The sequence below is a fragment of the Variovorax sp. CAN15 genome, from assembly GCF_030462475.1.
Lineage (GTDB): Bacteria > Pseudomonadota > Gammaproteobacteria > Burkholderiales > Burkholderiaceae_C > Variovorax.
Genome location: NZ_JASMRZ010000072.1, coordinates 1 through 26,097 on the forward strand (window position 1 = coordinate 1; position 26,097 = coordinate 26,097).

Sequence of the window (26,097 nt, forward strand, 5' to 3'; positions counted from 1 at the left end):
TCCGCCATGGCCGCCTTGCCCCTGCGCGCGCTCACGCTGCGCCAGCTCCAGTTCTTCTCGGTGCTGGTGGAAGAAGGCCAGTTCGGCCGGGCGGCGCGGCATGGTGATCGCGCCGCCGCACAAGCCGCTGGTGGTCGATCTGCTCGAGGGCTGCGGGCTCTTCGGCCGCGTGGCGGGCTCGGTCAATGTGGTGCGCCGCACCGAGGGCGACCAGCTCGAGGGCGACCTCTTCGACGGCGAGGGCCTGATCGGCGCACTCGACCACTACAACATTCCCTTCCGCGGCAAGCGCGTGCTGATCCTCGGCGCGGGCGTGAGCGCCGCGGCCATCGGCGTGGCGCTGGCCGAAGGCGGCACGGTGAACGGTGCGGCACACATCGCCATGTACGACAAGGCTGCCGGCAAGGCGGCCGGCGTGGCCGCCAAGCTCGACGCCTTCTTCGACGCCGAGGTGGTCGCGGCCGACAGCAACGCGCCCGAGGGCTTCGACCTCGTCGTCAACGCCACGCAGCTGGGGCTGAGCGACGATGACGCGGCGCCAGTCGACGTGGCGCGCATGGACAGCCACGCGGCGCTCTTCGACATTCTTTTGCGCAACCAGCCGACGCCGCTGGTGCGTGCGGCCCGCGCGCGCGGGCTCAATGCGCAGGCGGGCTTCGAGATGCTGATCCAGCAGATGCCGCACTACTTCCGCTACTTCGGCCATCTCGATGCGGCGGAGGCGATGACGGCCGACGCCGACTTCCTGCGCGAAATCATCTATCCACCGGCGATGCACGCCGAGATCGCGCAGCCCCTGCGCTACCACTCACCGAGCGTGGCGTAGATGGCTCACCCCCAGGCTTCGCGCACTTCGTGTCGCTTCGCCAACCCCCTTGCAGGGGGCAATGCCTGCGACCCGGCAAAGCCGGTTCCGCGGCATTCCTGGAAGAAACCTTCATCGACCTTTGATTGCACAGAGTGATTCCTCAATGATTTCCGGCAAATCCACCCTCATCGCCCACATCGGCTACCCCACGGAGGCCTTCAAGGCCCCGATGATCTACAACCCCTGGTTCGACAAGCACGGCATCGACGCCGTGGTCGTGCCCATGGGCGTGAAGCCCGAGGACTACGCGGTGTCGCTGCCGCAGATCTTCAAGTTCAGCAACATCCGCGGCGCGCTGGTGACCATGCCGCACAAGGTGACGACGATGTCGCTGGTCGACGAGGTGACGCCCACCGCGCGCGTGGCCGGTGCCTGCAACGCCATCCTCAAGCGGCCCGACGGCACGCTGCTGGGCGACCAGTTCGACGGCGCCGGCTTCGTGCGCGGCGTGGAGCGCAAGGGTCGGCTGTTCAAGGGCACGCGGGTGCTGGTGTCGGGCACGGGCGGCGTGGGCTCCGCCATCGCGGCGTCGATTGCCGCCGCGGGGGCCGCCGAGCTGATGCTGTTCGACATGAGCGAGGCCTCGGCCAATGCGCTGGCCGCTCGGCTGCGCGAGCACTATCCGCAGATGAAGGTGGCCACCGGCTCGAAGGACGCGGCCGGCTACGACGTGGTGGTCAACGCCACGCCGCTGGGCATGAAGGAGGGCGATCCGCTGCCCTTCGACGTGGACCGCATCGCCCCTTCCACCTTCGTCGGCGAGGTCGTGATGAAGACCGAATACACGCCGCTGCTTCAGGCCGCCAAGGCCAAGGGCTGCCAGGTGCAGGTCGGCACCGACATGCTGTTCGAGATGATCCCGGCCTACCTGGAGTTCTTCGGCTTCGGCACCGCTTCGCCCGAGGAACTGCGCGCCGTGGCGCAACTGAAATACTGAATGAAAAAGAAAGGAAGGCTCCTCAGATGAGTATTTTCGAAGGCTTCCTCTCCACATCCGAAACGCTGGGCGCCTTCAGCGACCGCGCCTTCGTCGACGCCATGCTGCGCTTCGAGGCCGCGCTGGCGCGCGCGCAGGCGGCCGAGGGGCTGATCCCCGAGAGCGCCGCGAACTCGATCGTCAGCAGCTGCAAGGTCGAGCTTTTCGACGTCGCCAAGATCGTGCGCGAGAGCGGCCGCGCCGGCAGCGTCGCGATCCCGCTGGTGAAGGCGTTGCGCGAGGCGGTGGGCCTCTTCAACGCCGAGGCTGCGCCATTCGTGCATTTCGGCAGCACCAGCCAGGACGTGATCGACAGCGCGATGGCGCTGGTCACGCGCGAGGCTGTCGCGCTTGTCGAGGCCGACCTCGCCAAGGCCGCCGACGCGCTGCTGCGCCTGGCCGTGACGCACGCCGAAACGCCGATGCTCGCGCGCACGCTGATGCAGCCGGCCTCGGTCACCAGCTTTGGCTTCAAGTGCGCCGGCTGGGCGGCGCCGCTGGTGCGCAGCCGCATCCGGCTGCGCGATGCCGCGAAGCATGCGCTGCAGCTGCAGCTCGGCGGTGCCATCGGCACGCTGGCGCAGATGAAGGGGCAGGGCGCGGCGGTGCGCAAGCGCATGGCCGGGGAACTCGGCCTCGGCGACCCCGGCTCGACCTGGCACACCCAGCGCGACGAATGGGTCGCGCTCGGCTGCGAGCTGGGCCTCATGACCGGCAGCCTGGGCAAGATCGCGGTCGACATCTCGCTGCTCGGGCAGTACGAAGTCAGCGAAGTCACCGAGCCCAGCGAACCGGGCCGCGGCGGCTCGTCGGCCATGCCGCACAAGCGCAACCCGGTAGCCTCGATGGTGGCCATCGCCGCCGCGCACCGCGCGCCGCAGCGCGTGGCCGCGTTGCTCGGCGCCATGCCGCAGCAGCACGAACGCGCTCTCGGCGCCTGGCAGGCCGAGCTGGCCGAGTGGCCGCAGCTGCTGATGTCGGCCCACGGCAGCGTGCGCGCGATGGCTGCCGCATTGCCCGGCCTGCAGGTCGACGCCGCGCGGATGCGCGCCAACATCGACCGGCTGCGCGCCGAACTCCCGCGCGACGCGGCGGACGAATGGTTCGCCCCCGCGCTCGCACACGATGCCGGGCAGACCGCGCTCGCCGAAGTGAAGGCGCTGCAGGCCCGGCTCGATTCAGACAAGGAACTCTCCCGATGACCACCCCCGAAAACCCGCCCGTCGAGCCCGGCGCCTACGAAGCCGGCCTCGTCAACCGCCGCCGCGTGCTCGGCGATGCCTGGGTCGACAAGTCGCTCGCCAACCGCAACGGCTTCAACGCCGAGTTCCAGGAACTCATCACGCGCCACGCCTGGAACGACATCTGGGGCCGCCCCGCGCTGGGCGACAAGACGCGCCGCTTCATGGTGCTGTCGCTGATGCTGGGCATCCACGCCTATGAAGAGTTCGCGATGCACGTGCGCGCCGCGCTCGACGGCCCGCCCGAGTCGCGCCTCACGCCGGACGAGATCAAGGAAGTGATCATGATGGCCGCCATCTACTGCGGCGTGCCCGTGGCCAACCACGCCTTCGGCATCGCGACGGGCATCCTGCGCGAGAAGGGCCTGCTGCCGCCGCTGGCGCAGTGACCGCGCCACCAGACCCAAGGAAGGGCCGGAAGGGCCGCTTCGACGTCACTTTTCCACTGCTGCTGCCGCTGCTGCTCGCAGCGCAGCCGGTGGCCACCGACAGCTATCTTCCCGCGCTCCCCGCCATCGCGAAGGAGCTCGGCTCGGCCAGCACCAGCCTCACGCTGTTCGTGCTGGCCTTCGGCTTTGCGCAGCTGCTGTGCGGCCCGCTGGCCGACCGCTTCGGGCGGCGGCCGGTACTGCTGGCGGGGCTGGGCTGCTACGCGCTCGCGGCGTTGGGCGGCGCCTTCGCGGGCAGCGTGGCGCTGCTCGCGGGCTGGCGCACGCTGCAGGGCTTCTCGATGGCGGCGATCCTCGTGTGCTCGCGCGCGGCCGTGCGCGACCTGTACCCGGCGCACGAAGGCCCGCACGTGATGGCGCGCGGCCTCACCGGCCTGGGCATCGTCGGGCTGATGGCGCCGCTGCTCGGCGCATGGCTGGTGCAGGGCGCGGGCTGGCGCTGGGTGATGGCGGCGATGGCGCTCTATGCCTTGGCGCTGTTCGCGCTGTGCTGGCGCTCTTTCGCCGAAACGCGCAGGCCGCCGGGCGAGGGTGAGCCTTCCGCGCCGCGCGGCAGCACGCGCGCCGTGTTCGCAAGCCGCAGCTTCCGGGCCTGGGCTTCGGTGGCGGCCACGACCTACGGTGGGCTGTTCTGCTTCCTGCTGCTGTCGCCCATGGTCTACATCGGCTACCTGGGCTGGTCGCCGGCCTGGTACGGATGGATCCCGGCCGGCGGCTCGCTGGTCTACATCTTCAGCACCACCATGTGCCGCACGCTGCTCAGGCGCTACGGGCCGGTGCGCACCGTGCGGCTGGGCGCATCGCTGAGCCTCACCGGTGCCGTCATCCAGGCGCTGGGCTGCTTGCTCATGCCGCTGAGCGCGGTGCCGCTGCTGTTCGGCCATGCCGTCTATTGCCTGGGCCACGGCATCCACCAGCCCTGCGGGCAGGCGGGCGCGGTGGGCGACTTGCCGCACCTGGCGGGCCGGGCCGTGTCCTGGTCCGGCTTCGGCATGATGATGGTCGCGTTCTGCGCGGGGCAGCTGGCCGCGCGTTTCGTCGATGCCGATTTTTCCAACGGCGCCTGGCCGATGGTCGTGCCCATGCTGCTGGCCGGCAGCGTGCTGGTGGCGATCGCGTTCTTCTGGCTGCCGCGTCTGCAACAACCGAAAAAGGAAACCACACCATGACCCGTTTGAATGTCGTTCGCGAGGGCGATGGCCCCATCGTCGTGCTCAGCCATGCGCTGGGCTGCGACCTGAGCATGTGGGACGGCGTGGCCGCGCAGCTCTCGCGCGCCCACACGGTGCTGCGCTACGACCACCGCAACCACGGCGCCTCGGAGCTGTTGCCCGGCGCGCTGCGCATCGAGACGCTCGCGCAGGACGCGGCCGAGCTCATCCAGCGCGAGGCGGGCGGCGAGCCGGTGCACTTCGTCGGCCTGTCGATGGGCGGCATGACGGCGCAGGCGCTGGCGGTGCGCCATCCCGAGCTGCTGAAGACGATGGTGATCGCCAATTCGGCCGCGCACTATCCCGACCAGGCGCCCTGGCGCGCGCGCGTGGAGACGGTCGCCGCCAGGGGCGTGGCCGCCATCGCCCCCAGCGCGGTGTCGCGCTGGATCACGCCGGCCTGGGCCGCCACGCCGGAAGGCGCGGAAGCCGCGAAGAAGCTGCACGACGTGCTGGTGCGCACCGACGCGCAGGGCTACATCGAGAGCTGCAACGCCGTCGCCGCCATCGATTTCCGCGAGAGCAACCATCGCGTCGCCGTGCCCACGCTGGTGATCGGCGGGCTGCAGGACGAGGCCACGCCGATGGCGATGTCGCAGGCCATGGCCAGCGCCATTCCGCACGCCCGGCTGCAAACCATCGACGCGGCGCACCTGAGCGCGGTCGAGCGGCCGGTGGAGTTCGCACAGCTGCTGATCGATTTCTGGCGCAGCCTTTGAGTGCGGCTGGCAGTGCATGGGGCCTAGGTGTATCCCGTATTTCGTGCGAATAGCGGTTGTGAGTGATCGATGATCGATCAAGAGGGCTCTGAATAGATTGTGACGGGGGCTGGGTGTTCCTAAAGTCCACCCCCATGCATCGCTCCATCGCCACCGTCTCGCTCAGCGGCACGCTCCGCCAGAAGCTGGAAGCCGTCGCCGCTGCCGGTTTCGACGGCATCGAGCTGTTCGAGGCCGACTTCATCAACTTCAAGGGCACGGCCGCAGAACTGGGCCGCATCGCCGGCGACCTGGGCCTGAGCATCGACCTGTACCAGCCGTTGCGCGACTTCGAAGGCATGCCCGAGCCGCAGTTCCGCCGCAGCCTGGAGCGCGCCGAGCGCAAGTTCGACCTGATGCAGGCCATGGGCGCACCGACGATGCTGTGCTGCTCCAACACCTCGGCGCTGGCCATCGACGATCCCTCGCTGGCGGCAGCCCAGCTGCACGAGCTGGCCGAGCGCGCCGCGCGCCGCAACCTGCGCGTGGGCTTCGAAGCGCTGGCCTGGGGCCGCCATACCTCTCTGTACGGCCAGGCCTGGGAGATCGTGAAACAGGCGAACCATGCGCACCTGGGCCTGATCCTCGACAGCTTCCACACGCTCTCGCTGAAGGACGACCCGGCCGGCATCGCCGCCATTCCGGGCGACAAGATCTTCTTCCTGCAGATGGCCGACGCCCCGCTGCTGTCGATGGACGTGCTGCAGTGGGCGCGCCACCATCGCTCCTTTCCGGGCCAGGGCGACTTCGACGTGGTCGGCTTCTTCGAGCAGGTGCTGCGCGCGGGCTACACCGGTCCGCTCTCGCTGGAAATCTTCAACGACATCTTCCGCGAGACGCCCAACCGCCGCACCGCCGTGGACGCGATGCGCTCGCTGCTGTACCTCGAAAGCGAAGCGCGCCAGCGGCTTGCCAAGCCGGCGGTACCGCAGCCCGTGGCGCTGTTCGACCCGCCGCCGGTGCCGGCGCTGTCGGGCCTGTCGTTCATCGAGTTCGCCGCCGACGAGGCTTCGGCCGCGACGCTGGCAACGCTGGCCGGCCAACTGGGCTTCCGCCGCATCGGCAGGCACCGCTCCAAGGCGGTGACGCTGTACCGCCAGGGTGAGATCAACCTGATCGTCAATGCCCAGCCTGATTCCTTCGCGCGCCAGCGCTTCGAGGCGCATGGCACCTCGGTGTGCGCGCTCGGCGTGCGATGCGACGACCCGCTGGCCGCGGTGGGCCGCGCCACCGCCATGCGCTCGCAGCGGCACGACAGTCCGGTCGGGCCCAACGAACTGCGCGTGCCGGCCATCGTGGCCCCGGGCGGCAACCTCATTCATTTCGTGCCCGAGGCGCTGGGCGCCAACGGCCTGTACGAGGCCGACTTCCTCCTGGAAGACGAGGGGGCGGGCAACAATGACGCGGGCCTGCAGTGCATCGACCACGTCGCGCTGGGTCTGGCGCTCGACCAGCTCGACACCTGGGTGCTGTTCACGCGCGCCGTGCTCGGCCTGGAGCCCGGCGAGAGCCTGGAGCTGGCCGACCCCTTCGGGCTGATCCGCAGCCGCGGCGTCGCCAACGCCGACCGCAGCCTGCGGCTCGTGCTCAACGTGTCGCTGAGCCAGCGCACCCGCACCGCGCGCACGCTGAGCGTGACCGGCGGCGGCGCGGTGCACCACGTCGCGCTGAGCTGCGCCGACATCTTCGAGACGGCCGCGAAGCTGCGCGCCAACGGCACGCGCTTCGTGCCGATTTCCGACAACTACTACGACGACCTGGCCACGCGCATCGACATCGACCCCGCGCTGCTGTCGCGCATGCGCCAGGCGGGCGTGCTCTTCGACCGTTCGCCGGCTGGCGACTACCTGCACATCTATACCGAGAGTTTCGAGGGCGGACTGTTCTTCGAGGTCGCGCAGCGCCTGGGCAACTACGACGCCTATGGCGCCCTCAATGCGCCGGCGCGCATGGCTTCGCAGGCGCAGGACTGACCTATCGAGCGGCAGATTGATTGATTGACCGACAGAGAGCTGATTTCATTTTTTTCGTCACCACTGGAGACAACACATGGCAAACACCACAGCCCGTGAGCCGCAAGGCAGGCACCAGTCGAAGAAGGCCGCTGCAAGCGGCTGGATCGGCTCGGCGCTGGAGTACTACGACTTCTTCATCTACGCCACCGCGGCGGCGCTGATCTTTCCGCAGATCTTCTTCCCCAAGGGCGATCCGACGACCGCCATCGTCGCCTCGCTCGCGACCTACGGCGTGGGCTATGTTGCGCGCCCCATCGGCGCCTTCGTGCTCGGCCACTGGGGCGACACGCACGGGCGCAAGCAGGTGCTGGTGCTGTGCATGTTCCTGATGGGCTTCTCCACCGTGGCCGTCGGCCTGCTGCCGACCTATGACCAGGTCGGCCTGCTGGCTCCGGTGCTGCTGGTGCTGCTGCGCCTGGTGCAGGGTTTTGCGGTGGCGGGCGAGATCTCGGGCGCGAGCTCGATGATTCTTGAACATGCTCCATTCGGGCGACGCGGCTTCTTCGCGAGCTTCACGCTGCAGGGCGTGCAGGCCGGCCAGATCCTGGCGGCCGCCGTGTTCCTGCCGCTGGCGCACTACATGCCCGAGGACGCCTTCAACTCCTGGGGCTGGCGCATTCCCTTCCTGCTGAGTTTCCTGGTGATCGTGGCCGGCTACATCATCCGCCGCGAGGTCGACGAGACGCCGGCCTTCGCCGAAGTCGACAAGAAGGGCGAAACAACCAAGGCGCCGATCGTCCAGGCCTTCACCGACAGCTGGGCCGACATGCTGCGCGTGGTCTGCATGGCGCTGATGAACGTGATTCCGGTGGTGGCCACCGTGTTCGGCGCGGCCTACGCCGTGCAGGCCGCCTATGGCATCGGCTTCCAGAAGGACGTGTACCTGTGGATTCCGGTGCTCGGCAACATCCTGGCCGTGATCGTCATCCCGTTCGTGGGCAACCTCTCGGACCGCATCGGCCGCCGCCCGCCGATCATCATCGGCGCGCTGGCCTCGGGCCTGCTCTCGTTCGTGTACCTGTATGCCATCAGCATCCGCAACGTGCCGCTGGCCATCGCCATGTCGCTGCTGATGTGGGGCATCGTCTACCAGGGCTACAACGCGACCTTCCCGAGCTTCTATCCGGAGCTGTTCCGCACCCGCAACCGCGTCTCGGCCATGGCCATCTCGCAGAACGTCGGCACCACCATCACCGCGCTGCTGCCGGCGCTGTTCGCCGCCGTCGCGCCTCCCGGCTCGACCAACGTGTGGCTCACGGTGGGTGCCATTGCCTTCGCGGTGACGGTGCTGGCCGCCCTGGCCGCGCTGAGCGCACGCGAAACCTACCGCATCCACATGCGTGACCTGGGCGACCCGAACGCGGTGCCGGTCGACAAGCAGGAATACGACCGCCTGCGCGAGAAGACGCTGCAGGACGCGCGCCTGGCCAAGGCAGCGGCCTGACGCGAAGGCAGGGGAGGGCGCTCCCAGGCCGAAGACCTTTCGCCTGCCAAGGGTTGCGGCGCCATGAAGAATGGCGCCATGACCACCCTCTCTTCGCCCCACCTCAAGATCGATTTCGTCTCCGATGTGTCCTGTCCCTGGTGCGCCATTGGCCTGAGCTCGCTCGAGGCGGCGCTCGGGAAGGTGGCACCGGAAATCACCGCGGACCTGCACTTCCAGCCCTTCGAGCTGAACCCGCAGATGCCTCCCGAAGGGCAGGACACCTTCGAGCACCTCAACCAGAAGTACGGCTCCACGCGCGAGCAGCAGGCCCAGTCGCGCGAAATGATCCGCCAGCGCGGCGCGGCGGTGGGCTTCGAGTTCAGCCCCGAAGGCCGGCCGCGCGTCTACAACACCTTCAATGCGCACCGCCTGCTGCACTGGGCCGAGCTGGAAGGCCCGGCCAGGCAGGCGGCCCTGAAGAAGCTGCTGCTGAAGGCCTACTTCACCGACAGCCAGAATCCGTCCGACCCCGAAGTGCTGGTGCGTGCCGCCGCCGAAGCGGGGCTCGACGCGGCCCGTGCCCGGCAGATCCTGGACAGCGACGAGTTCGCGCAGGAAACCCGTGAGCGCGAGCGCATGTACACCGACGCCGGCATTCACTCGGTGCCCGCGATCATCATCAACGACCGGCATCTCATTTCGGGCGGCCAGCCCGTCGAAGTGTTCGAGCGGGCCCTGCGCCAGATCGCGGGCGCTGCACCTTCGGGCCTTGCCACAGCCTGACTTGGCTGGCGCTTGGGCGCCAGCTTTGCGCAGCGTTACGACGGTAAAGACCGTCAACCCGAAGCAGGCTCCGGCGGTTGAGGAGGCGTCCCTGAACCACTGTCACACAGGAGCCCCGAAGATGAAGAAGAAAAGCCTAATCGCCGTGCTCGCCCCCTTATTCGCTCTTTTGGCCGCGGCCTCGCTGCCGGCACTGGCGGACGAATACGGCAGGCACCCGTTCTACCTCCACGCCTTGTCCGACCTGCGCACCGCGGCCTGGAAAGTGGAGCACCGCCGCCCCGAGGACGGGCAGGTCTCGCGCGACGAGCAGGTGGTGATCGACGAGATCCACGCCGCCATCGGCGACCTGCAGCATGCGGCGTGGCTGGACGGCAAGCCCGTCGAATGGCGCGAGCCCACCGATGCATGGCTGCCGCGCGAAGGCCGCCTGCACGCAGCGGTCGATCTGCTGCGAAAGGTGCGCTCGGACGTGGCCCGCGAGGAAGACGACCCGCGCTCGCGGCCTTATCAGCAGCGCGGCCTCGAGCATGTCGACCTCGCGTTGGCTACCGCGCAGCACGCCATCGGCGACGTGCGCCGCCACGACCTGCGCAGGGAGTGAGGGCGGTGCTGGCCGCCGCTGTTTCGCCGATCTTGTCTTTCCCGATGCGGCGCGCGTCGATAGCGCTTGGCGCCTGCGCGCTCGCGCTGCTCGCGGCCTGCGCGAGCACGCCGGGGGACCATCGGCCGCTGGTTTCGGTTTCGCTGCCTTCGCAGCAGGTGGACGAGGCCACGCGGCTGCGCTGGCTCGACCGCGTGAGCTGGGGCGCCAATGCGAGCAGCGACGCGCAGCTCGCGAAGCGCGGCCTCCCGCTGTGGATGCGCGATCAGCTCAACCCGCGGCCCGCGCCACTGCCGCCGGCCGCGCAGGCACAGATCGACGCGATGGAAATCTCGCGCACGCCGCTCGACCAGCTCGTCACCGAACTCGACGCGCAGCGCAAGGCGGCCGATGCGCTGCCCGACGAAGACCAGAAGAAGGCCGCCCGGCAGGCCTACCAGCAGCACCTCAACGCGCTGGTGCGCGAGGCGCAGCAGCGCTTCGTGCTGCGCGCGCTCTATTCGCCCAACCAGCTGCAGGAGCAGATGACCTGGTTCTGGATGAACCACTTCAACGTCAACCTGCGCAAGGACAACATCCGCGCGATGGTGGGCGACTACGAGGAGAACGCCATCCGCCCGCACGCGCTCGGCAGGTTCCGCGACCTGCTCGGCGCCACGCTGCACCACCCGGCGATGCTGCGCTACCTCGACAACGCGCAGAACGCGGCCAACCGCATCAACGAGAACTACGCGCGCGAGCTGATGGAGCTGCACACGCTGGGCGTGGGCGGCGGCTATTCGCAGGCCGACGTGCAGGAACTCGCGCGTGTGCTCACCGGCGTGGGCGTGAGCTACCAGCCGCTCGACGCGCCGCCGCCGAACGTGCGGCCGGCCCTGCGCGCCGACTACGTGCGCAAGGGCCTCTTCGAGTTCAACCCGAACCGGCACGACTACGGACCGAAGACGCTGCTGGGCAAATCCATCCAGAGCCGTGGGCTGGCCGAGGCCGACGAGGCGCTCGACCGCCTCGCGCGCGCACCGGCCACCGCGCGCTTCGTCTCGCGCAAGCTCGCCGTGTACTTCGTCTCCGACGACCCGCCGCAGGCGCTGGTCGATCGCATGGCCGCAGCTTTCACGCGCAGCGATGGCGACATCGCCATCACGTTGAAGGCGCTGTTCGAGTCGCCCGAGTTCAGCGCCTCGCTGGGCCGCAAGTTCCGCGACCCGGTGCACTACGTGATGGCAGGCGTGCGCCTCGCGTACGACGACCGCGTGGTGACCAACGTGAACCCGATGCTCGGCTGGATCAACCGCATGGGCGAGCAGCTCTACGGCCACGAGACGCCCGACGGCTATCCGCTCAACGAGGCGGCCTGGGCCAGCGCGGGCCAGATGAACACCCGTTTCGAGATCGCGCGCGCCATCGGTGCCAACGGCGCGGTGCTGTTCCGTGCGAACGGCAAGGCGCCGCTGGAGAAACCCGCGTTCCCGCCGCTGGCCGATTCGCGCGCGGTTCGCACGATGCAGGTCGGCATGAGCGCGGACACGCGCGAGGCGCTGGCGCAGGCGAAGAACCCGCAGGAGTGGAATACCTTCCTGCTGGCTTCGCCCGAGCTGATGCGCCGCTGAAGATCTGAAGATATTGATTCGGTATTTCTCCCTCCCCCTCTGGGGGAGGGTAGGGGTGGGGGCAAGCGGCGGTCGATCGGTCGCTCTGGTCGAACGAGCGCCGCGTGCCCCCATCCCAACCTTCCCCCAGCGGGGGAAGGAGCAAGGCAAGAAGAAAGAAAGGACAACCGTCATGCAACGTCGAGAACTCCTGAAGCTCGCGGCCGCAGTGCCCTTCGCCGGCACCGCCGCCAGCGTGATGGCCGCGCCGTCCGCCGAAGGCACCAAGCTGCTGGTCGTGTTCCTGCGCGGCGCCTACGACTGCAGCAACCTGCTCGTGCCCACGAGCAGCGACTTCTACTACGCATCGCGCCCCAACATCGCCATCGCCCGGCCCGGCTCGCCCAACGGCGCGCTGCCGCTGGACGCCGACTGGGGCCTGCACCCCGCGCTGGCGCAGAGCGTGATGCCGATGTTCCAGCAGAAGCAGGCGTCCTTCATCGCCTTCGCGGGCACTGAAGACCTCACGCGCAGCCACTTCGAGACGCAGGATTCCATCGAACTCGGACAGGCACTCGACAGGCGCCGCGACTACAGCTCGGGCTTTCTCAACCGGCTGGCCGGCGTGCTCGGCGCGGGGCCCGTCACCGACGTGTCGCCCATTGCCTTCACCGGCCAGCTTCCGATCTCCATGCGCGGCAACGCCAAGGCCGCCAACATGACGCTGGCCGGCAACGCGCGCTCGAGCATCGACGCGCGGCAGAGCCAGGTCATCGCATCCATGTACCGCAAAACGGCCCTGGCGCAGCCCGTGGCCGAGGGCTTCCAGGTGCGCGACGAAGTCATGCGCGCGGTGCAGGCCGAGATGGACGCCGCCAGCCGCAACGCCATGACCGCCAAGGGCTTCGAGCTGGTGGCGCGCCGCATGGCTCTGCTGATGCGCGACCGCTTCGACCTCGGTTTCGTCGACGTCGGCGGCTGGGACACCCACGTGGGGCAGGGCGGCGCCACCGGCTATCTCGCCAACCGCTTCGAGGAACTGGGCCGGGGTGTCGCCGGCTTCGCGCAGGAGATGGGCGACGACGCATGGCGCCAGACCGTGGTGGTCGTCATCAGCGAGTTCGGCCGCACCTTCCGCGAGAACGGCAACCGCGGCACCGACCACGGCCACGGCACCGTCTACTGGGTGCTCGGCGGTGGCCTCTCGGCGCAGGCCGGCGGGCGCGTGGTGGGCGAACAGCAGGCGCTGACGCAGGCGACGCTGTTCCAGAACCGCGACTACCCGGTGCTCAACGAGTACCGCGCGGTGTTCGGCGGGCTGTTCCAGCGGATGTACGGACTGTCGTCGGCGCAACTCGCGAAGGTATTCGACGGCGTCGCGCCGAAGGATCTGCGGCTGGTGTGAGATGTGGCGGGGCCAATTTCTAAATCACGTCGAGACGGTGAAAGATGGACTTTCGGGTCCAACAGAGGTGTTCACCGTGACGATTGTTTTCGTAGGGCGCGACTTACTCCGATAACTCGCCCCGGCGACAACAAGCGGCGCGCATTTTTTGCTTGTACATAAGGTCGATGACGGTTCGTTGCTCCGAAAGATTTTTACTTCCTATCATGGAGTAGTGACCGCATTTTTATACGCTCTTGTGCTTGCACTGAGTAGTATCTTACGTATCAGTAATGTGATGAACTCAGGGGGCAGTTTTTTTGCTTTTTCTTGGGCAGTACTTTTGAGTGCTCTCTCATTCCTCTGGGACCCCAAGAGTGTCCATCTCTGGCAGCCCACGAAACTGCCGGCGATGCTGTACGCAAATCTTCTTGGTTGTCTCTGCTTAAGGTTCGCGATCTGGCCCTATTCACGCAGAACTGGCATAGCTTTCCCATCGTGTATCAGGATGGTCCTATCCGCACTTCGAATGGTTTCTGGACGGTGCGCGATGATGATTCGCGTGATTCCCATACTTTGAATCGTGCTATTGATCAGGTGCTCGTGTTCAATATCCAAGTGGCTCGTTGCTTCATCTAACACCAAAATGGAAGGTTGGCGATAGAGCGCGCGGGCTAGCAGGACGCGCTGGATCTGTCCACCTGATAGCGACGATCCCATATCGCCTACCAAGCTTTGGTAGCCCATTGGCATCGAGCTGATGTCATCGTGAATGTGTGCCAATCGCGCTGTGGCTTCAATTATCTCTTGGTCTGCCTCTGGGTCGAAAAAGCTGATGTTCTCGGCAATCGATCCAGCAAAGAGAATGTCGTCCTGCATAACGCAACCGATCATGTCTCTGTAGTGCCGCAATCCAATATGATGAATATCGATGCCTGAGACCCTAACGCAGCCCGCTGTGGGTTGGAGCAAACCGAGGATCAACTTGGCAATTGTCGTCTTGCCTTCACCGGACGCTCCCGTCAGTGCGACTGATTCGCCCGGCGCGATCGCGAACGAACAATCTTTGACCACCCACTCATCCGTCTCTGCGTAGCGAAAACGCAGTCCGATCACTTCGATGGCTGGCGCCGCGTTAGCCTCCAAGCGCCCAACATGCGCCGCAACTCTTTGCGCGAAGGCTGCTCCGGTTGCGGCAGTTGAATTTGAGCTATGGCTTGACTGCAATATCGCTTCGTCCGTCGTCTCTTGTGACGTCCGCTGCAGTAACCTGATCTCGGATTTCATCCCAAGCTCAGCTTCTGCCTCCGTTAATACGATGTCGGCCAATCTCTCACCATGTAAACGTAACATCCCGAGATCGATTGTCGAGTCGACCAATCCAGTTGCTCGTATCGTGAATTGGCTTGCGAAACTTACAAAAGCCGTGAGCATGCCGGCGGTAAATTCGCCAGCTAACACCTGCTTGGCAGCCAGCCAGATCAGAACAACATGGCCGATGCCCGCGATCGTGCCTTGCAGAGTGGACAAACCAATGGACAGTCGTTCGATAGCGATGTTCTTGTTTGTCGATTCAACCACCGCGTTGGCATAAGCTGCGACCCTCGCCTCCTGCTTGTTGGCGAGCTTGATCGCTTGGATACCTCGGATGGATTCGAGCAGGTTCGACTGCGCTCGCGCAGCGTGCACGAGTTGGTCTTCCGTCGCCTGCCGTAGCGGACGGTAGGAAACCCAGCGCACCAATGCGTAAGATGTAAAAAGACCAAGCACAAGCCAGGTCAATGCTGTGCTGTAAATGAAGAGCACGATTAGAGTAATGAGCGCCATGACACCGTCCAAGACAGTGCTAACAAATCGAGTCGTCAGTGTGTTTTGAATGCTATCTACTGCGCTCAAGCGAGAAAGCACATCACCCACGTTTCGTTGCTCAAAGTAGCTCAACGGCAGTTTCAATAGATGCGCGCACACATTGGTAGTCCATTGCACCCCCAGATGGCTCGAGATCCAGGTGACTACCCACGACCGCACTGCTGAGGTGACATTTTTGAAAAGCATCACCATCAAAAAGCCTATACCAAGCAATGTCAGTAGATCGGCGTCCGAAGAAACCAGCACCTGATCCATCACCCATTGCATATGGAGCGGGGCCAAGATGCTGAACACTTCAATAGCCACTGACAAAAGGAGTACCTGCACAAACGCGGGCCGAATGCCCAAGACGCCCCCGATTAATCTTGGCACCGAAATTGTTTCACGCTCTTCAATGCGCTTGAACTGTGACGAGCGTATCAGCTCGAGTGCGATACCGGTGAAGTGCTTAGAAGCTTGGGCGATAGTCATGCTGAGCGCGCCGCGTGCTGGGTCATGAATTTTTACCTTTCCGTTATCGACTCCTTTTAGAACGACGAAGTGAGTCATGTCCCAATGTAAGATGCAGGGGGTTTGCAATTGCCCTAAGTCCTCCGTATCAAATCGCAATGCCCGCGTAGTTAGGCCGAGCTGTGAGGCGATTTGCATAACATCATCAAGAGTGGCGCCCTTTAGAGAAGGGCTGAATCTACGGCGAAGGTGTAGAAGATCGACAGAATGTCCCAAGTAGTTAGCGATCATTCCTATGCAGGCCAGACCACATTCGGCCGCTTGGGCCTGTAGCATGATAGGTAGACGACGACTCCAGCCGAAGCGAAGTGATTGAGCGAAGTTCATTCTGGGCGAAACCTAAATGGATGATTGCCCGTCATAGGTTTGTGCGCTGACCGAGCGCGTGCAATGGTTCGAATATCCATTCGATCAACCGCCGCTTGTCGAGTAAAACGTCGGCCTCGAGTGCCATGCCAGGGCGCAATTTCTCGGGCTTGCCATATACCGTGATGTCGTCTCTATCCAAGGCGACGACCACACGGTAGTGCTGCTCGCGTATATCCGATCTACCAGTCAGTTGCATAACCTCCTGCGGTGAAAGAGCTGTACGCGATACCTCGCTCACGCGTCCGTGGTGCTGGCCAAACTTTTGATATGGATACGCTTGGTAGCGCAGGACCACCTTCTTTCCATTGCGAATGAAGCCGATCGCACGACTTGGCACCATCAGCTGCGCTTCAAGTGTGGCGCTTTGCGGTAGCAATGAGAGGACAGTTTGCCCAGCGCTGGAGAATTGCCCGGGCTTTGCAAGTACGGCCGCTACCATGCTGGGCTGTGGTGCGCGCAAGATCACTGACCGCCGCGATTCATTTTCTGCTATGGATTGGTCAATCTCAGCGAGCTTGCGGGTGATGACATTTTCTTGACTGCGCGCATTTAGGGGTAGCTCTCGCTGTTGCTGATATAACTGTTTGAGTTGCTGTACGGTTTCTAGGCGCAGCCTCAACAGATCCTGCAAGCGCGCCTGCGCGTCAAGCACAGTGGTCTCTTGCTGCTCGACCTGACTGATTGACACATAGCCTTGGGATTGCATTTCCTGTAGTTTGCTTAATTGATTTTTCGCAAGCTGATTTTGTCGAGCGCGTTGTTTATGCTGCAGTTCGATCTGCGCAAGTTGATTTTTCGTTGTTTCCAAGCGCTGATTTAGGCCGTGTTGGATTTCCTGGTTCAGCTGAATTTGCCCCTCGAGGTCAGCCTTCAGTTTTGAGCGCTGCAGTTTTAATTGTTCATTTATCAACTGGCGTGTGCTGCCCAGCCCGGTTTCAAGCTCGGCCGAAATGGTCAGCAGATCTTGATCGATATCTACCAGCATGCCTTCCCGTACGTGTACTGCTGCGATACTTCCAGATATAGGCAAAGTAAGACTCACCAAACCCTTGGATGGCAGAATCTGACCGATGAGACGCTCGCGCTTAGTGTAAGTGCCCCAAAAAAGAAGAAAGATAGTTGCTATGGCTGATGATGCTATGACTCCAACTATCAGCCACCGATAAGGCGGAGAATATAGACGGACCGTGCCGATGTAGCTGGAGTTTTGAGCTAGCACCTCTTGTCGAAATAACGAAGAGTCCATGAATATTTCAAAATTTGATTTTTCAAAAACAGATCCGAACTAAAACATGGATGCTTAATAACTCAAAGATGTTTTGTTCCTGGGCTATTTTTTTTGAGCTGATGATGATGGAGGGAAAATGAGGTTGGGTGATTTTTGGATTTGACTGTGAATTCGTGTCCATGAATGTGAAATGGATGTGTTCATTTTGTGAATGGCCGCCGAGCTTTGCTTTAATATGAAAATGGACTCGATGTGCGAATGCATCGAGTCCTTCAAAAAATTACCAATTTATTATCTGGGGCATCCGGCTATTCCTGGGCGGCACCCTCCTGCGAAAGAGCCTATACCTCCAAATGTGCCTCCTGAGAGAATAAAACCTGTAGACAATGCGCTACTTAGTCCAAAGCCAACGAGTGCGCCAACCGGGCCGCCTATTGCGGCACCGGCAACGGTCGAAGCCCACGCCCCCGCAACGCCCATGGCGATTGCGCCTCCATTATTTCCTCCGGCGACTTTTTTAATCTCTTAAGTTGTGATTTCTCGAATAGCCATTTGATTTCCTTGAGGTTGATTAAGGCCTGAGATTTCTTTGAAAGAATTGGATCAGGCCGCTTGCATTCATTCTTGAGATCGCAGAATGAATTTGCGGATTTCTGGCGCCAATATGATCGCCAGAAAAATGGAGTAAAGAAATGATGAAAAAAAAGCCCCTAATGTTCCAATTATTGGAATTAATGCGGCTGGGTCGAATTTTGTGAGATAAAGAAATGAGGTTATTATTAAAAATGATGTTATTGTTAGAGAGGCGATGAAGGCTATGCCAGGATTTTTTAGCGGATGTGGTTTTGTGCTAATCCTGGCCATTTCGATTATTTTTCTTTGTTTTTCATCATTGAGTTTTTTTAACTCTGGAACGACCATGAAGACGGCAAACCTGAAGGGAATATAATTTTCCATTGTGAAAAAACAATCAATCCTCTTGCTTTGAAGAAGGTAATTTGAAGGTTGTATGTTCAGCTGCTTTCCATCGGCGGAAAATCGATTTCGATATTTTTTAATTCTGAACTTTGGCTGCAATTTTGAAATAAGTTCACGCCTTTGATGTTTAGATTTCGATAGATCATGATTGTTGGCGCTAGAGGTGTAGCATTCAGGATTGTGATCGATTCAAAACTTCACACGGCGAAGCATGCTAGCCCTCAGGTAAATAAATTTCATTCAAGATGCGCGATCAGCTTAATTGCTTTTTCTTTTGTTGTGATGGAATCCCACTGTAAAGACAGGGGTTATGGAGTCTCAATTGTTAATCGATTGCTGAATTGATTAATTGTTGCTTGTTTGTTAATTTTGACGATCAATCGTCGAAAAATTCAGGGCGCGGATCGCGGGCGACGGCACCGCCGAGAATCCCCGCATGCCTCACACCGTTTTCCTTCTTCGCGCCGCCTGCTTGGCGCGAAGCGCCAAGCCCTTTCTCGTCCGCGGCGGTTTCAAGCGCGAGCGCTGTGCGGGCTGCCGCCTGCTGCCCAGCACATTGCATGTGCGCCATGCGCCCATCGGTCGCGACGCGCGCTGGCGTGTGCCTGATCATGGGCGACATCGAGCCGCTCAAGCCCGCCAATACTCGCTGGCTGATGGCCGACGTCGTAGCCGGCGCCTTCGCGTTCGGCTGGGCCCGCACCGAAGTCGATCCCGCGCTGATGGCGCTCTTGGCCGATCCGCAATGGAAGCCCCCGCGTGGTTTTTCCCGGGCAGTACGCGGCGCAGGGGCGGGTGGTGCTGCATGCGACGCAGCCGCGAAGCGCCCGCTCCTCATACTTTTCGATGCGACCTGGGCCGAGGCACGCAAGATGTTCCGCAGGAGCCCCTATCCCAACCGGCTGCCGGTGCTGAGCCTTCGCCTGGAGCGGATCACGCAGTACAAGCCGAAGAACTGGGCCGCGGCGTTGCCGGCTTCGCGCAGGAAATGGGCGACGACGCCTGGCGGCAGACGGTCGTGGTCGTCATCAGCGAGTTCGGCCGCACCTTCCGCGAGAACGGCAACCGCGGCACCGACCACGGCCACGGCACCGTCTACTGGGTGCTCGGCGGCGGCCTCTCGGCGCAGGCCGGCGGGCGCGTGGTGGGCGAACAGCAGGCGCTGACGCAGGCGACGCTGTTCCAGAACCGCGACTACCCGGTGCTCAACGAGTACCGCGCGGTGTTCGGCGGGCTGTTCCAGCGGATGTACGGACTGAGCCCGGCACAGTTGGGGCGGGTGTTCGACGGCGTGGCGCCGAAGGACCTGCGGCTGGTATAGCGCCGGCTTCTCTCCGGTTGCCGACTGCTTCGACCAAGCGGTTCGCAAGATCACGCCGACGCCGGCACCCTGGGACGACACCGGCGCCATGCGCCATGATCCGGGGCTGGCGCGAGAGCGCGGGAAGGATCGATCGCACATGGGGGTGATTGCCGAACACCTGCGGATCGCCGAGCTGCAACGGCTCGGCGCATCCGCTTCGCTGCTGCAGATGGCTGCCGGCCAGTGCCTCCACGAGGCGTTCCGTGGTTCCTGCCTGGGGCCGCCTTGGTACAGCTACCACGGCGCCCGTGCGCCCGAGGGGCCCACACTGGTTCCGCTGTGGGACCACGGCAGCAGGGTCTGCGGCCTCCGTGAGACCGAGCGCGGCCTGGAATTCATCGAGTTCAGCATCGAAGACCCCTCCGGATTGGAGCGGCTCGCCGGCACGGAGCAGGGGTTCTGGGCGACCCGCGTCGACTTTCTCTACGAATGCGATCTGGCCGATGAAGTGCTGCGCAGTGCCGCCGAGCGGGTCGGATTCCGCTTTCTCGAGCGCTACCTGAGGTCGAGGGAGGCGGCCGAAGAGCAGCTGGGCAGCTTCGGTGCCCACCGGGCGTGGCTTCGGGAGCTGGTGGCCGGCATCGACCGGGATGCCGCTTCGGTCTGATCGGCCTGTCGGTGGCGACACCGCCGAGAATCCCGGCATGCCTCACGCCGTTTCCCTTCTTCGCGCAGCCCGCCTCGCGCGAAGCGCCAAGCCTTTTCTTGCCCGTGGCGGCTTCAAGCGCGAGCGTTGTGCGGGCTGCCGGCTGGTGCCCAGCCATTGCATGTGCGCTATCCGTCCCTCGGTCGCGACGCGCGCGGGCGTGTGCCTGATCATGGCGGACATCGAGCCGCTCAAGCCCACCAACACCGGCTGGCTGGTCGCCGACGTGGTGGCCGACACCTTTGCCTTCGGCTGGGCCCGCACCGAGGTCGACCCTGCGCTGCTGGCGTTGCTGAACGATCCGCAATGGCAGCCCTACGTGGTGTTTCCGGGGCAGTACGCGCAGCCGGAGCGCGTTGTGCTGGGCGTGGAACAGCCCGCAGCAAAGCGCTCGCTCTTCATCCTGTTCGATGCGACGTGGGCCGAGGCGCGCAAGATGTTCCGCAGGAGCCCTTACCTCGACCGGCTGCCGGTGCTGAGCCTTCGCCCGGAGCGGATCACGCAGTACAAGCTGCGCAACTCGGGCCGGGACGACCACTTCTGCACCAGCGAAGTCGCCGCGATGTGCCTGAACCTGGCGGGCGAGCATGCGGCAGGGCAGACGCTCGAAGCCTATCTGCCGGTGTTCTCGCACCACTATCTGCGCGCGAAGAACCAGCAGCCAATTGCGTGGGATGGTGCCGAGCACCAGCGGCTGCGCGAGGTGGTCGCCGCGCAGTCCGCGCAGTCCGCGCAGGCTTCGCTGGCTTCGTAGAGGCCGACGGCGCCGCCGTCAGGCGATCATCGATTCGAGTTCCGCCGCCAGCTCGCGCGGCGCCGGCATTTCCTGGACGATGTCCTCGGTGATGCCGGCCGCGATGGCCGGCTGGCTCGGCCAGACGCCGCCCAGATTGCCCAGGTCCACGCCCTGGCGCTCCAGCGCCACGCGCCACACGGCCAGGTGCAGAACGCCGCCGAGCGCATCGGCATGCTCCGGGTTGTCGGGGCTCACGAAGCTCGAAAGCCCGCCGACCAGATCGGGCGCGAAGCCCCAGCGCTGGGCCAGCGAGGCGCTCACGTCGCCGTAGTGGTAGCCGAACTCGACCAGCTCCAGCTGCGCGCGCCCCAGCGCCTCGAAGGGATGGAGGGCGTTCAGCGCGGCGATCCGCCCGGGCATCGCCTGCGCCATGATCAGATGGCCGATGGCATGCATGCTGCCCGCGGTGAATGCCAGGTTGGGGTCGACGTGCCGGGTCTTGGAAGCCAGGTACCGCGACGCCGAAGCCACGCGCAGGCTGTGCGCCCAGAAGGCCGGGAGGCTGACGCCCTCCACCTTCCTGAAGGAACCCGCCAGGCCCGAACTCACGACCACGGAGCGGATCGCGGAGAGCCCGAGCATCAGGATCGCGCCCTGTATCGAGGAAATCTTGCGCCGCAGCCCGAAGAGCGGGGAATTGATCATCTGCAGCACCTTGGCCGCCAGCACCTGGTCGAGTTCGATGCGATGCGCGACGGCCGAGAAGGACACGTCGTCGTCCCTCAGCATCTCCATCAGGTCGGAGACCACCCTCGGAACAGTGGGGAGCGACTCGTCATTGGCAAAGAGTTCGTCGAGTGTCTTCATGGCGCTGGGGAGGTGTTATGCCTTTGTATGCAATGGATTTTCTCCCGGCGCGCGCCTTGGCGGGGCCCCGGTTTGCGCCGATCCGTCATTTCCACGGAATCTGGTGGGGAGGGTTTACCCGGTGTGGGCGCATTTGGCACCGCGTACAGGCATTCCGTCGCATGGCGGTCGCCGCGGCGCGGGTGCGATGACATAGTCCGGCCGACTTCGCCGCAACCGTCAACGCGCCAAGAGGACAGGAGGACGCCCCGCCATGATCAACAGAGAACGCCTGACCGCCAAGCTGGAGGGGGACTTCGTCGTGTTCCTCATCGGCATGCGCATCAACCAGCCCCTGAAGCTGCACAAATGGCTTCCCGTCGCGGCCGCCATGCCCCGCATGCTCAAGGAGCTACGGCAGCAGCCGGAGCGCGGCCTGCTTCACGCCGAGCTGTGGTTCTCGCGCACGATCCTCGTGCTGCAGTACTGGCGCTCCATGGAGCAACTGCTGGCCTACGCCAAGGACAAGGAGGCCGAGCACCTCCCGGCATGGAGGGCGTTCAACAAGGCCATCGGCACTGACGGCTCCGTGGGCATCTGGCACGAGACCTATGCGGCGTCGCCCGGCACCTACGAGAACATCTACGTCAACATGCCGTCCTTCGGGCTCGGCGGGGCCGGGGCTCTTCAGAGCGTGGCGCAGGCCAATCGGTCGGCGGCTGCCCGGTTGAGGGCTACGAAGACGCAGGAGTGACGACCGGCGCATGCAGCGCCATCAGCTCCACCACCCAATCGATGAACACCCGCAGCTTCGCGCTGACATGCCGGTTCGGCGGGAACGCCACGTAGAGCGGCATCGGATCGAGGCTCCAGTCCCCGAAGAGCGCCACCAGTTCGCCGCCCGGCAGGTGCGCCTTCGCCATGTACTCGGGCAGCCAGAGAACGCCCAGGCCTGCCAGCCCAGCCGCGAGGTAGGCGTTCCCGTCGTCGACCGAGAGCACGTACCGGCCCTGCACCTCGATGCGCTCGCCGTCGCGGTACATCGCGTACGGAAAGGTCTTGCCGTTGCGCGACCACAGGAAGCCGACGATGCGGTGGTGCGTGTCTTCCAGCTCGCGCGGGTCGGAGGGCGTGCCGGCGCGCTCCAGGTAGCTGGGCGCCGCATACACGCCGAGCCGCAGGTCGCCCACGCGGCGCGCCATGAGCGACTGGTCGGTGAGCTCGCCGCCGCGCACCACGCAATCGACGTTGTCGCCGATCAGGTCGACCATGCGGTCGCTCACGCCCATGTCGAGCTGGATGTCGGGGTAGCGCGCGTGGAACGCAGGCAGCGCCGGCACGAGGATCGTGCGGGCCAGCGGGGTGGGAACGTCCACCCGCAGCCGGCCTCTTGGAGCAGCCGATGCGCCCGAGAGGCTGGTCTCGGCGTCGTCCATGTCGGCCAGCAGGCGCACCACGCGCTCGTAGTAGGCCGCGCCGTCGGCCGTGAGGCCGACCTTGCGTGTGGTCCGGTTGAGCAGCTTCACGCGCAGCCTCGCTTCGAGCTGCTGCACCAACTGGGTCACGCTGGTCTTGCTCATGTGAAGCGTCTCGGCCGCCTTGGTGAAGCTGCCTGCTTCCACCACGCGGGCGAAGGCCTGCATTGCGTCGAAACGGTCCACGGTGCTGTTCCTGAGTTGCCGATTGTTTGGTTTCCCCAAACAGTCATTGTCGGCATTGCCCGTTTATCGGCGCGGCGCGAATTCCTAAAGTCCCTTCATCCCATCCATTGAAGAAGAGAAAAAGGAAAGCATCCCATGGCCAAACGCGACGTCGTCTTCCCACCCGGGCGCCAGGCGCTCTACGAGAAGAACCGCTACTCGCCCGCAGTCCGCTCCAACGGATTCCTGTTCGTCTCGGGGCAGGTCGGCAGCCGCGAGGACGGTTCGCCCGAGCCCGACCTCGAAGCGCAGGTGCGGCTCGCCTTCAAGAACCTGAACGCGGTGCTGGGCGCCGCCGGCTGCACCTTCGACGACGTGGTGGACGTCACCGTCTTCATCGTCGACCCGGAAACGAACTTCGAGAAGGCCTGGAAGATCGTGCCGGAGTTCTGGGGCGATGCGCCGCATCCCACGCTGACCGGCATCGGCGTGACCTGGCTCTACGGCTTCGAGTTCGAGATCAAGGTGATCGCCAAGCTGCCCGGCAACGTCGAGAGCTGAATCGCTCGCGAAGCCGAAGCGGAGGAATGACGACTTTCTTTGTATGGAGACTGCTGTACAACCCGATCGACCTGCTCCCCAGAGGCCGAACCTCACTCGTTCAAGTGATGCATCGCCCCGCGAATTGACCCACATTCCGCCCTGAGATCCGTGACTGTCGATCGTTCGGCGTGGGGAACGATCACTTCATCGCATCAGCAATCCCCCGCATTGAAAGTCCCGGCGCCTTCGATGGAAAGAGGGCGCCTTGCGTCCATTCATCCATCCACTCGAGCAAGGAGCACAGCATGTCTTTCAAGATTCTCTGCTGCGACGGCGGCGGCATTCGTGGCGTCATCACGGCGTTGTTGATCCAGGACCTGGACAAGAGCTTCGGCATCGTCGCGGGCGCGAACGGCTTTGCCGGCACGTCCACCGGCGGGCTGATCTCGCTGGGCCTGGTGAACGGCGTGGCCATCGGCGACATCGTGAACGTCTACGAGAACGATGGAGCGACCATCTTCAAGCCCAACGGCTGGCTGCTGGACGCGCAGGCCAGGCAGCAGGACAGGGCCCCGGCGCGGTCGACCGAAGAACTGCTGGGCAGCGGCCCGGGCATCTTCGAGTGCCAGTACGTCAATACCGGCCTGCAGTCGGTCGCGCAGCAGCTGGTGGGCACCGGAGCGCTGTCGTCGGCGAGCCGCTTCGTGGCCGTCAACTCCGCGCGGCTGTGGGACCCGAGCCAGAACAGCTGGGAGCCCTGCACCATCTCCAACGGCCCGAGCAACGCCTATCGCGGCATCAGCATGGTCGATGCGGCACTGGCCACCTCGGCCGCGCCGACCTACTTCCCGCCATACCAGGTGGGCAGCTACGGCTACTTCGCCGACGGCGGCACCTTTGCCAACAACCCTTCGATGACGGCGATGGTGGAGGCGATCTACCAGGGCTACGCGAGCGGCACGTCCGACGTCCTGATGCTGTCGCTCGGCACCGGCGTGAACCCGGTGGGCATTTCGCCCGGCTCGGTGTCGAACCCGCTGGACTGGGGCGTCACGCACTGGCTGTGGCCCTTCAGCAATGGCACGGTGCCGGCGACGGCGCTGCTCAACCTGACGATGGATGCCACCGCCGAACTGGCGGCGATCCAGGCCGGCCAGTTGCTCGGCGGCAACTACATGCGCGGCAACGTGCCGCTGGCCCAGCCCTTCGGCCTGGATGACTACAAGAACGTCGGCCAGCTGGTGAGCGCGACGCAAAGCTACATCAAGAACTCGCCCGAGTGGGCGAATGTGCGCAACTGGGTCGAGGCGAACTGGACCTGAGTCTGAGCCTGAGCGGGGATGGCGGTGCGAGCCGATCCGTCTCCCCATCCATCGCATGCTCCCAATACTCGTCGAGCATGCGATGTCCACGCGCGGCGCAGACCTTGCAGGCGTCGGCCTCCTTGAACGTCGACGCATCGGGCAGTCAGCTCAGCCGCTGGCCGGACCCTTTTCAGGCAGCAAGGCGTCCATGACGAAACGCGTCGGTCCACTGGCGCCCCGGTCGCTGACCGCGAGGCCGAGCTGCCGCCACAGAGCCGGGCTGAGCGGACGCACCGCGATGCGAGGGTCGCGCGCGCTCTGTTGCGATTCCTCCGGCAGCAGCGCCGCTCCGTAGCCCGCGGCAACCAGTGTCCTGATCGCGTCGTTGTAGTTGAGCTCGATGCGCGGCCGGCAATGGACGCCAGCCGCGGAGAACCATTCCGCGGTAAGCCTGTAGAGGCGCGTGGAGGAGTCGTTCATGATCAACGGCTGCTGGGCCAGCCACTGCGGAGTCAGCCGCCTCGGTGCCTTCCAGTCCGCCGGCAGGAAGGCGACGACCGCCTCGCGCCGCAGGGGCGTGACATGGACGCCCCGCACGGACGCCTGCGGCAGCGCCACGACCGCCAGGTCCAGGCTGCCTGCGGCGAGCCGGGTCATGCTCTCGTTGGAGGTCAGCACCTGCACGTTCACGTCGATGCCGGGATGGTTGCGGGCGAGGCGTCCGAGCGCGGGCGGCAGCAGATGCGCGATGGCGCCCGTCG

24 protein-coding genes and 2 pseudogenes are annotated in these 26,097 nt (G+C 64.5%); 19 read left to right on the forward strand and 7 right to left on the reverse strand.

The features are described 5' to 3' along the window. Positions 1 to 100 precede the first annotated feature (100 nt). The 12 genes from QMO14_RS27205 (at position 101) to QMO14_RS27260 (ending at position 13,325) form a co-directional block, all read left to right on the forward strand. Entirely contained in the window at positions 101 to 826 is a 726-nt protein-coding gene (locus QMO14_RS27205; RefSeq protein WP_301510976.1) for a shikimate dehydrogenase, read from the forward strand. A gap of 145 nt (positions 827 to 971) precedes the next feature. Next, the gene (locus QMO14_RS27210; protein ID WP_301510977.1) at positions 972 to 1,805 is read left to right on the forward strand and encodes a shikimate dehydrogenase; all 834 of its coding nucleotides are present in this window, start codon (positions 972 to 974) and stop codon (positions 1,803 to 1,805) included. A 26-nt stretch (positions 1,806 to 1,831) separates the two neighbouring features. Continuing rightward, complete coding sequence (gene pcaB / locus QMO14_RS27215) at positions 1,832 to 3,046, forward strand: 3-carboxy-cis,cis-muconate cycloisomerase (protein WP_301510978.1); 1,215 nt, start codon at positions 1,832 to 1,834, stop codon at positions 3,044 to 3,046. Next, positions 3,043 to 3,474: a carboxymuconolactone decarboxylase family protein gene (locus tag QMO14_RS27220; RefSeq protein WP_301510980.1), complete on the forward strand. Its 432-nt coding sequence runs from the start codon at positions 3,043 to 3,045 to the stop codon at positions 3,472 to 3,474. The genes pcaB and QMO14_RS27220 overlap by 4 nt, the downstream gene beginning before the upstream one ends. After that, entirely contained in the window at positions 3,471 to 4,703 is a 1,233-nt protein-coding gene (locus QMO14_RS27225) for a Bcr/CflA family efflux MFS transporter (RefSeq protein WP_301510981.1), read from the forward strand. The genes QMO14_RS27220 and QMO14_RS27225 overlap by 4 nt, the downstream gene beginning before the upstream one ends. Further along, a complete protein-coding gene (locus tag QMO14_RS27230) occupies positions 4,700 to 5,464 on the forward strand; it encodes an alpha/beta fold hydrolase (RefSeq protein ID WP_301510982.1) in 765 nt (254 codons plus the stop codon). The genes QMO14_RS27225 and QMO14_RS27230 overlap by 4 nt, the downstream gene beginning before the upstream one ends. A 134-nt stretch (positions 5,465 to 5,598) precedes the next feature. After that, entirely contained in the window at positions 5,599 to 7,476 is a 1,878-nt protein-coding gene (locus tag QMO14_RS27235) for a bifunctional sugar phosphate isomerase/epimerase/4-hydroxyphenylpyruvate dioxygenase family protein (protein WP_301510983.1), read from the forward strand. 76 nt (positions 7,477 to 7,552) lie between these two features. Next, positions 7,553 to 8,962, forward strand: coding sequence for an MFS transporter (locus tag QMO14_RS27240; RefSeq protein ID WP_301510984.1), 1,410 nt, complete (start codon positions 7,553 to 7,555; stop codon positions 8,960 to 8,962). A 78-nt stretch (positions 8,963 to 9,040) separates the two neighbouring features. After that, entirely contained in the window at positions 9,041 to 9,727 is a 687-nt protein-coding gene (locus QMO14_RS27245) for a DsbA family oxidoreductase (protein WP_301510985.1), read from the forward strand. Between the two features lie 121 nt (positions 9,728 to 9,848). Further along, a complete protein-coding gene (locus QMO14_RS27250; RefSeq protein WP_301510987.1) occupies positions 9,849 to 10,331 on the forward strand; it encodes a hypothetical protein in 483 nt (160 codons plus the stop codon). 44 nt (positions 10,332 to 10,375) lie between these two features. After that, the gene (locus QMO14_RS27255; RefSeq protein ID WP_301511006.1) at positions 10,376 to 11,941 is read left to right on the forward strand and encodes a DUF1800 domain-containing protein; all 1,566 of its coding nucleotides are present in this window, start codon (positions 10,376 to 10,378) and stop codon (positions 11,939 to 11,941) included. Positions 11,942 to 12,113: 172 nt separating this feature from the next. Further along, positions 12,114 to 13,325, forward strand: a complete 1,212-nt coding sequence (locus QMO14_RS27260; RefSeq protein WP_301510988.1) for a DUF1501 domain-containing protein — start codon at positions 12,114 to 12,116, stop codon at positions 13,323 to 13,325. 444 nt (positions 13,326 to 13,769) lie between these two features. Here the strand turns inward: QMO14_RS27260 and QMO14_RS27265 are convergent, their stop codons facing one another. The 4 genes from QMO14_RS27265 to QMO14_RS33425 form a co-directional block, all read right to left on the reverse strand. Beyond that, positions 13,770 to 16,010: a peptidase domain-containing ABC transporter gene (locus tag QMO14_RS27265; RefSeq protein ID WP_301510989.1), complete on the reverse strand. Its 2,241-nt coding sequence runs from the start codon at positions 16,008 to 16,010 to the stop codon at positions 13,770 to 13,772. 31 nt (positions 16,011 to 16,041) lie between these two features. After that, positions 16,042 to 17,037: an HlyD family secretion protein gene (locus QMO14_RS27270; protein ID WP_367618173.1), complete on the reverse strand. Its 996-nt coding sequence runs from the start codon at positions 17,035 to 17,037 to the stop codon at positions 16,042 to 16,044. Positions 17,038 to 17,898: 861 nt separating this feature from the next. Further along, positions 17,899 to 18,201 (reverse strand): hypothetical protein, encoded by a 303-nt coding sequence (locus tag QMO14_RS27275; protein WP_301510992.1) that lies wholly within the window; start codon positions 18,199 to 18,201, stop codon positions 17,899 to 17,901. A 433-nt stretch (positions 18,202 to 18,634) separates the two neighbouring features. After that, a complete protein-coding gene (locus QMO14_RS33425) occupies positions 18,635 to 18,829 on the reverse strand; it encodes a hypothetical protein (protein ID WP_367618174.1) in 195 nt (64 codons plus the stop codon). A gap of 40 nt (positions 18,830 to 18,869) precedes the next feature. Between QMO14_RS33425 and QMO14_RS33430 the strand changes: the two are divergent. The 4 genes and pseudogenes from QMO14_RS33430 to QMO14_RS27295 all read left to right on the forward strand — a co-directional run. Further along, positions 18,870 to 19,148, forward strand: a pseudogene (locus QMO14_RS33430) (DTW domain-containing protein); the annotation flags it as partial. A 59-nt stretch (positions 19,149 to 19,207) separates the two neighbouring features. Continuing rightward, positions 19,208 to 19,579, forward strand: a pseudogene (locus QMO14_RS27285) (DUF1501 domain-containing protein); the annotation flags it as partial. A gap of 139 nt (positions 19,580 to 19,718) precedes the next feature. Further along, positions 19,719 to 20,228, forward strand: coding sequence for a hypothetical protein (locus QMO14_RS27290; RefSeq protein ID WP_301510994.1), 510 nt, complete (start codon positions 19,719 to 19,721; stop codon positions 20,226 to 20,228). A 37-nt stretch (positions 20,229 to 20,265) separates the two neighbouring features. After that, the gene (locus tag QMO14_RS27295; RefSeq protein ID WP_301510996.1) at positions 20,266 to 21,021 is read left to right on the forward strand and encodes a tRNA-uridine aminocarboxypropyltransferase; all 756 of its coding nucleotides are present in this window, start codon (positions 20,266 to 20,268) and stop codon (positions 21,019 to 21,021) included. A gap of 18 nt (positions 21,022 to 21,039) precedes the next feature. On the opposite strand, the gene QMO14_RS27300 is transcribed toward QMO14_RS27295, so the two are convergent. Then, entirely contained in the window at positions 21,040 to 21,870 is an 831-nt protein-coding gene (locus QMO14_RS27300) for an HDOD domain-containing protein (RefSeq protein ID WP_301510997.1), read from the reverse strand. A 253-nt stretch (positions 21,871 to 22,123) separates the two neighbouring features. Here QMO14_RS27300 and QMO14_RS27305 point away from each other — a divergent pair, with 253 nt between their 5' ends. Next, positions 22,124 to 22,603 carry a DUF4188 domain-containing protein gene (locus QMO14_RS27305; protein ID WP_301510998.1) on the forward strand — a complete coding sequence of 160 codons (480 nt, stop codon included), beginning with the start codon at positions 22,124 to 22,126 and terminating at the stop codon, positions 22,601 to 22,603. On the opposite strand, the gene QMO14_RS27310 is transcribed toward QMO14_RS27305, so the two are convergent. After that, positions 22,584 to 23,510: a LysR family transcriptional regulator gene (locus QMO14_RS27310; protein ID WP_301511000.1), complete on the reverse strand. Its 927-nt coding sequence runs from the start codon at positions 23,508 to 23,510 to the stop codon at positions 22,584 to 22,586. The two genes, QMO14_RS27305 and QMO14_RS27310, sit on opposite strands and share 20 nt — an antisense overlap. 135 nt (positions 23,511 to 23,645) lie before the next feature. Here QMO14_RS27310 and QMO14_RS27315 point away from each other — a divergent pair, with 135 nt between their 5' ends. Both QMO14_RS27315 and QMO14_RS27320 read left to right on the forward strand, forming a co-directional pair. After that, complete coding sequence (locus tag QMO14_RS27315; protein WP_301511001.1) at positions 23,646 to 24,050, forward strand: RidA family protein; 405 nt, start codon at positions 23,646 to 23,648, stop codon at positions 24,048 to 24,050. A gap of 287 nt (positions 24,051 to 24,337) precedes the next feature. Next, on the forward strand, positions 24,338 to 25,354 hold the full coding sequence (locus QMO14_RS27320; protein WP_301511003.1) for a patatin-like phospholipase family protein: 1,017 nt from the start codon (positions 24,338 to 24,340) through the stop codon (positions 25,352 to 25,354). 150 nt (positions 25,355 to 25,504) lie between these two features. Here QMO14_RS27320 and QMO14_RS27325 read toward each other — a convergent pair. Beyond that, the coding region (locus tag QMO14_RS27325) for a LysR family transcriptional regulator substrate-binding protein (protein WP_301511005.1) at positions 25,505 to 26,097 on the reverse strand (593 nt) is incomplete at its 5' end.

Excerpts from the sequence above, each read along its gene's own strand:
- QMO14_RS27260 (WP_301510988.1), top strand. The coding sequence starts at position 12,114 with ATGCAACGTCGAGAACTCCTGAAGCTCGCGGCCGCAGTGCCCTTCGCC.
- QMO14_RS27220 (WP_301510980.1), top strand. The coding sequence starts at position 3,043 with ATGACCACCCCCGAAAACCCGCCCGTCGAGCCCGGCGCCTACGAAGCC.
- QMO14_RS27210 (WP_301510977.1), top strand. The coding sequence starts at position 972 with ATGATTTCCGGCAAATCCACCCTCATCGCCCACATCGGCTACCCCACG.
- QMO14_RS27245 (WP_301510985.1), top strand. The coding sequence starts at position 9,041 with ATGACCACCCTCTCTTCGCCCCACCTCAAGATCGATTTCGTCTCCGAT.
- QMO14_RS27295 (WP_301510996.1), top strand. The coding sequence starts at position 20,266 with ATGCCTCACGCCGTTTCCCTTCTTCGCGCAGCCCGCCTCGCGCGAAGC.
- QMO14_RS33425 (WP_367618174.1), bottom strand. The coding sequence starts at position 18,829 with ATGGCGCACATGCAATGTGCTGGGCAGCAGGCGGCAGCCCGCACAGCG.
- QMO14_RS27275 (WP_301510992.1), bottom strand. The coding sequence starts at position 18,201 with ATGGTCGTTCCAGAGTTAAAAAAACTCAATGATGAAAAACAAAGAAAA.
- pcaB (WP_301510978.1), top strand. The coding sequence starts at position 1,832 with ATGAGTATTTTCGAAGGCTTCCTCTCCACATCCGAAACGCTGGGCGCC.
- QMO14_RS27300 (WP_301510997.1), bottom strand. The coding sequence starts at position 21,870 with ATGAAGACACTCGACGAACTCTTTGCCAATGACGAGTCGCTCCCCACT.
- QMO14_RS27320 (WP_301511003.1), top strand. The coding sequence starts at position 24,338 with ATGTCTTTCAAGATTCTCTGCTGCGACGGCGGCGGCATTCGTGGCGTC.
- QMO14_RS27235 (WP_301510983.1), top strand. The coding sequence starts at position 5,599 with ATGCATCGCTCCATCGCCACCGTCTCGCTCAGCGGCACGCTCCGCCAG.
- QMO14_RS27290 (WP_301510994.1), top strand. The coding sequence starts at position 19,719 with ATGGGGGTGATTGCCGAACACCTGCGGATCGCCGAGCTGCAACGGCTC.
- QMO14_RS27305 (WP_301510998.1), top strand. The coding sequence starts at position 22,124 with ATGATCAACAGAGAACGCCTGACCGCCAAGCTGGAGGGGGACTTCGTC.
- QMO14_RS27205 (WP_301510976.1), top strand. The coding sequence starts at position 101 with ATGGTGATCGCGCCGCCGCACAAGCCGCTGGTGGTCGATCTGCTCGAG.
- QMO14_RS27315 (WP_301511001.1), top strand. The coding sequence starts at position 23,646 with ATGGCCAAACGCGACGTCGTCTTCCCACCCGGGCGCCAGGCGCTCTAC.
- QMO14_RS27270 (WP_367618173.1), bottom strand. The coding sequence starts at position 17,037 with ATGCTGGTAGATATCGATCAAGATCTGCTGACCATTTCGGCCGAGCTT.
- QMO14_RS27255 (WP_301511006.1), top strand. The coding sequence starts at position 10,376 with ATGCGGCGCGCGTCGATAGCGCTTGGCGCCTGCGCGCTCGCGCTGCTC.
- QMO14_RS27250 (WP_301510987.1), top strand. The coding sequence starts at position 9,849 with ATGAAGAAGAAAAGCCTAATCGCCGTGCTCGCCCCCTTATTCGCTCTT.
- QMO14_RS27230 (WP_301510982.1), top strand. The coding sequence starts at position 4,700 with ATGACCCGTTTGAATGTCGTTCGCGAGGGCGATGGCCCCATCGTCGTG.
- QMO14_RS27240 (WP_301510984.1), top strand. The coding sequence starts at position 7,553 with ATGGCAAACACCACAGCCCGTGAGCCGCAAGGCAGGCACCAGTCGAAG.
- QMO14_RS27265 (WP_301510989.1), bottom strand. The coding sequence starts at position 16,010 with ATGAACTTCGCTCAATCACTTCGCTTCGGCTGGAGTCGTCGTCTACCT.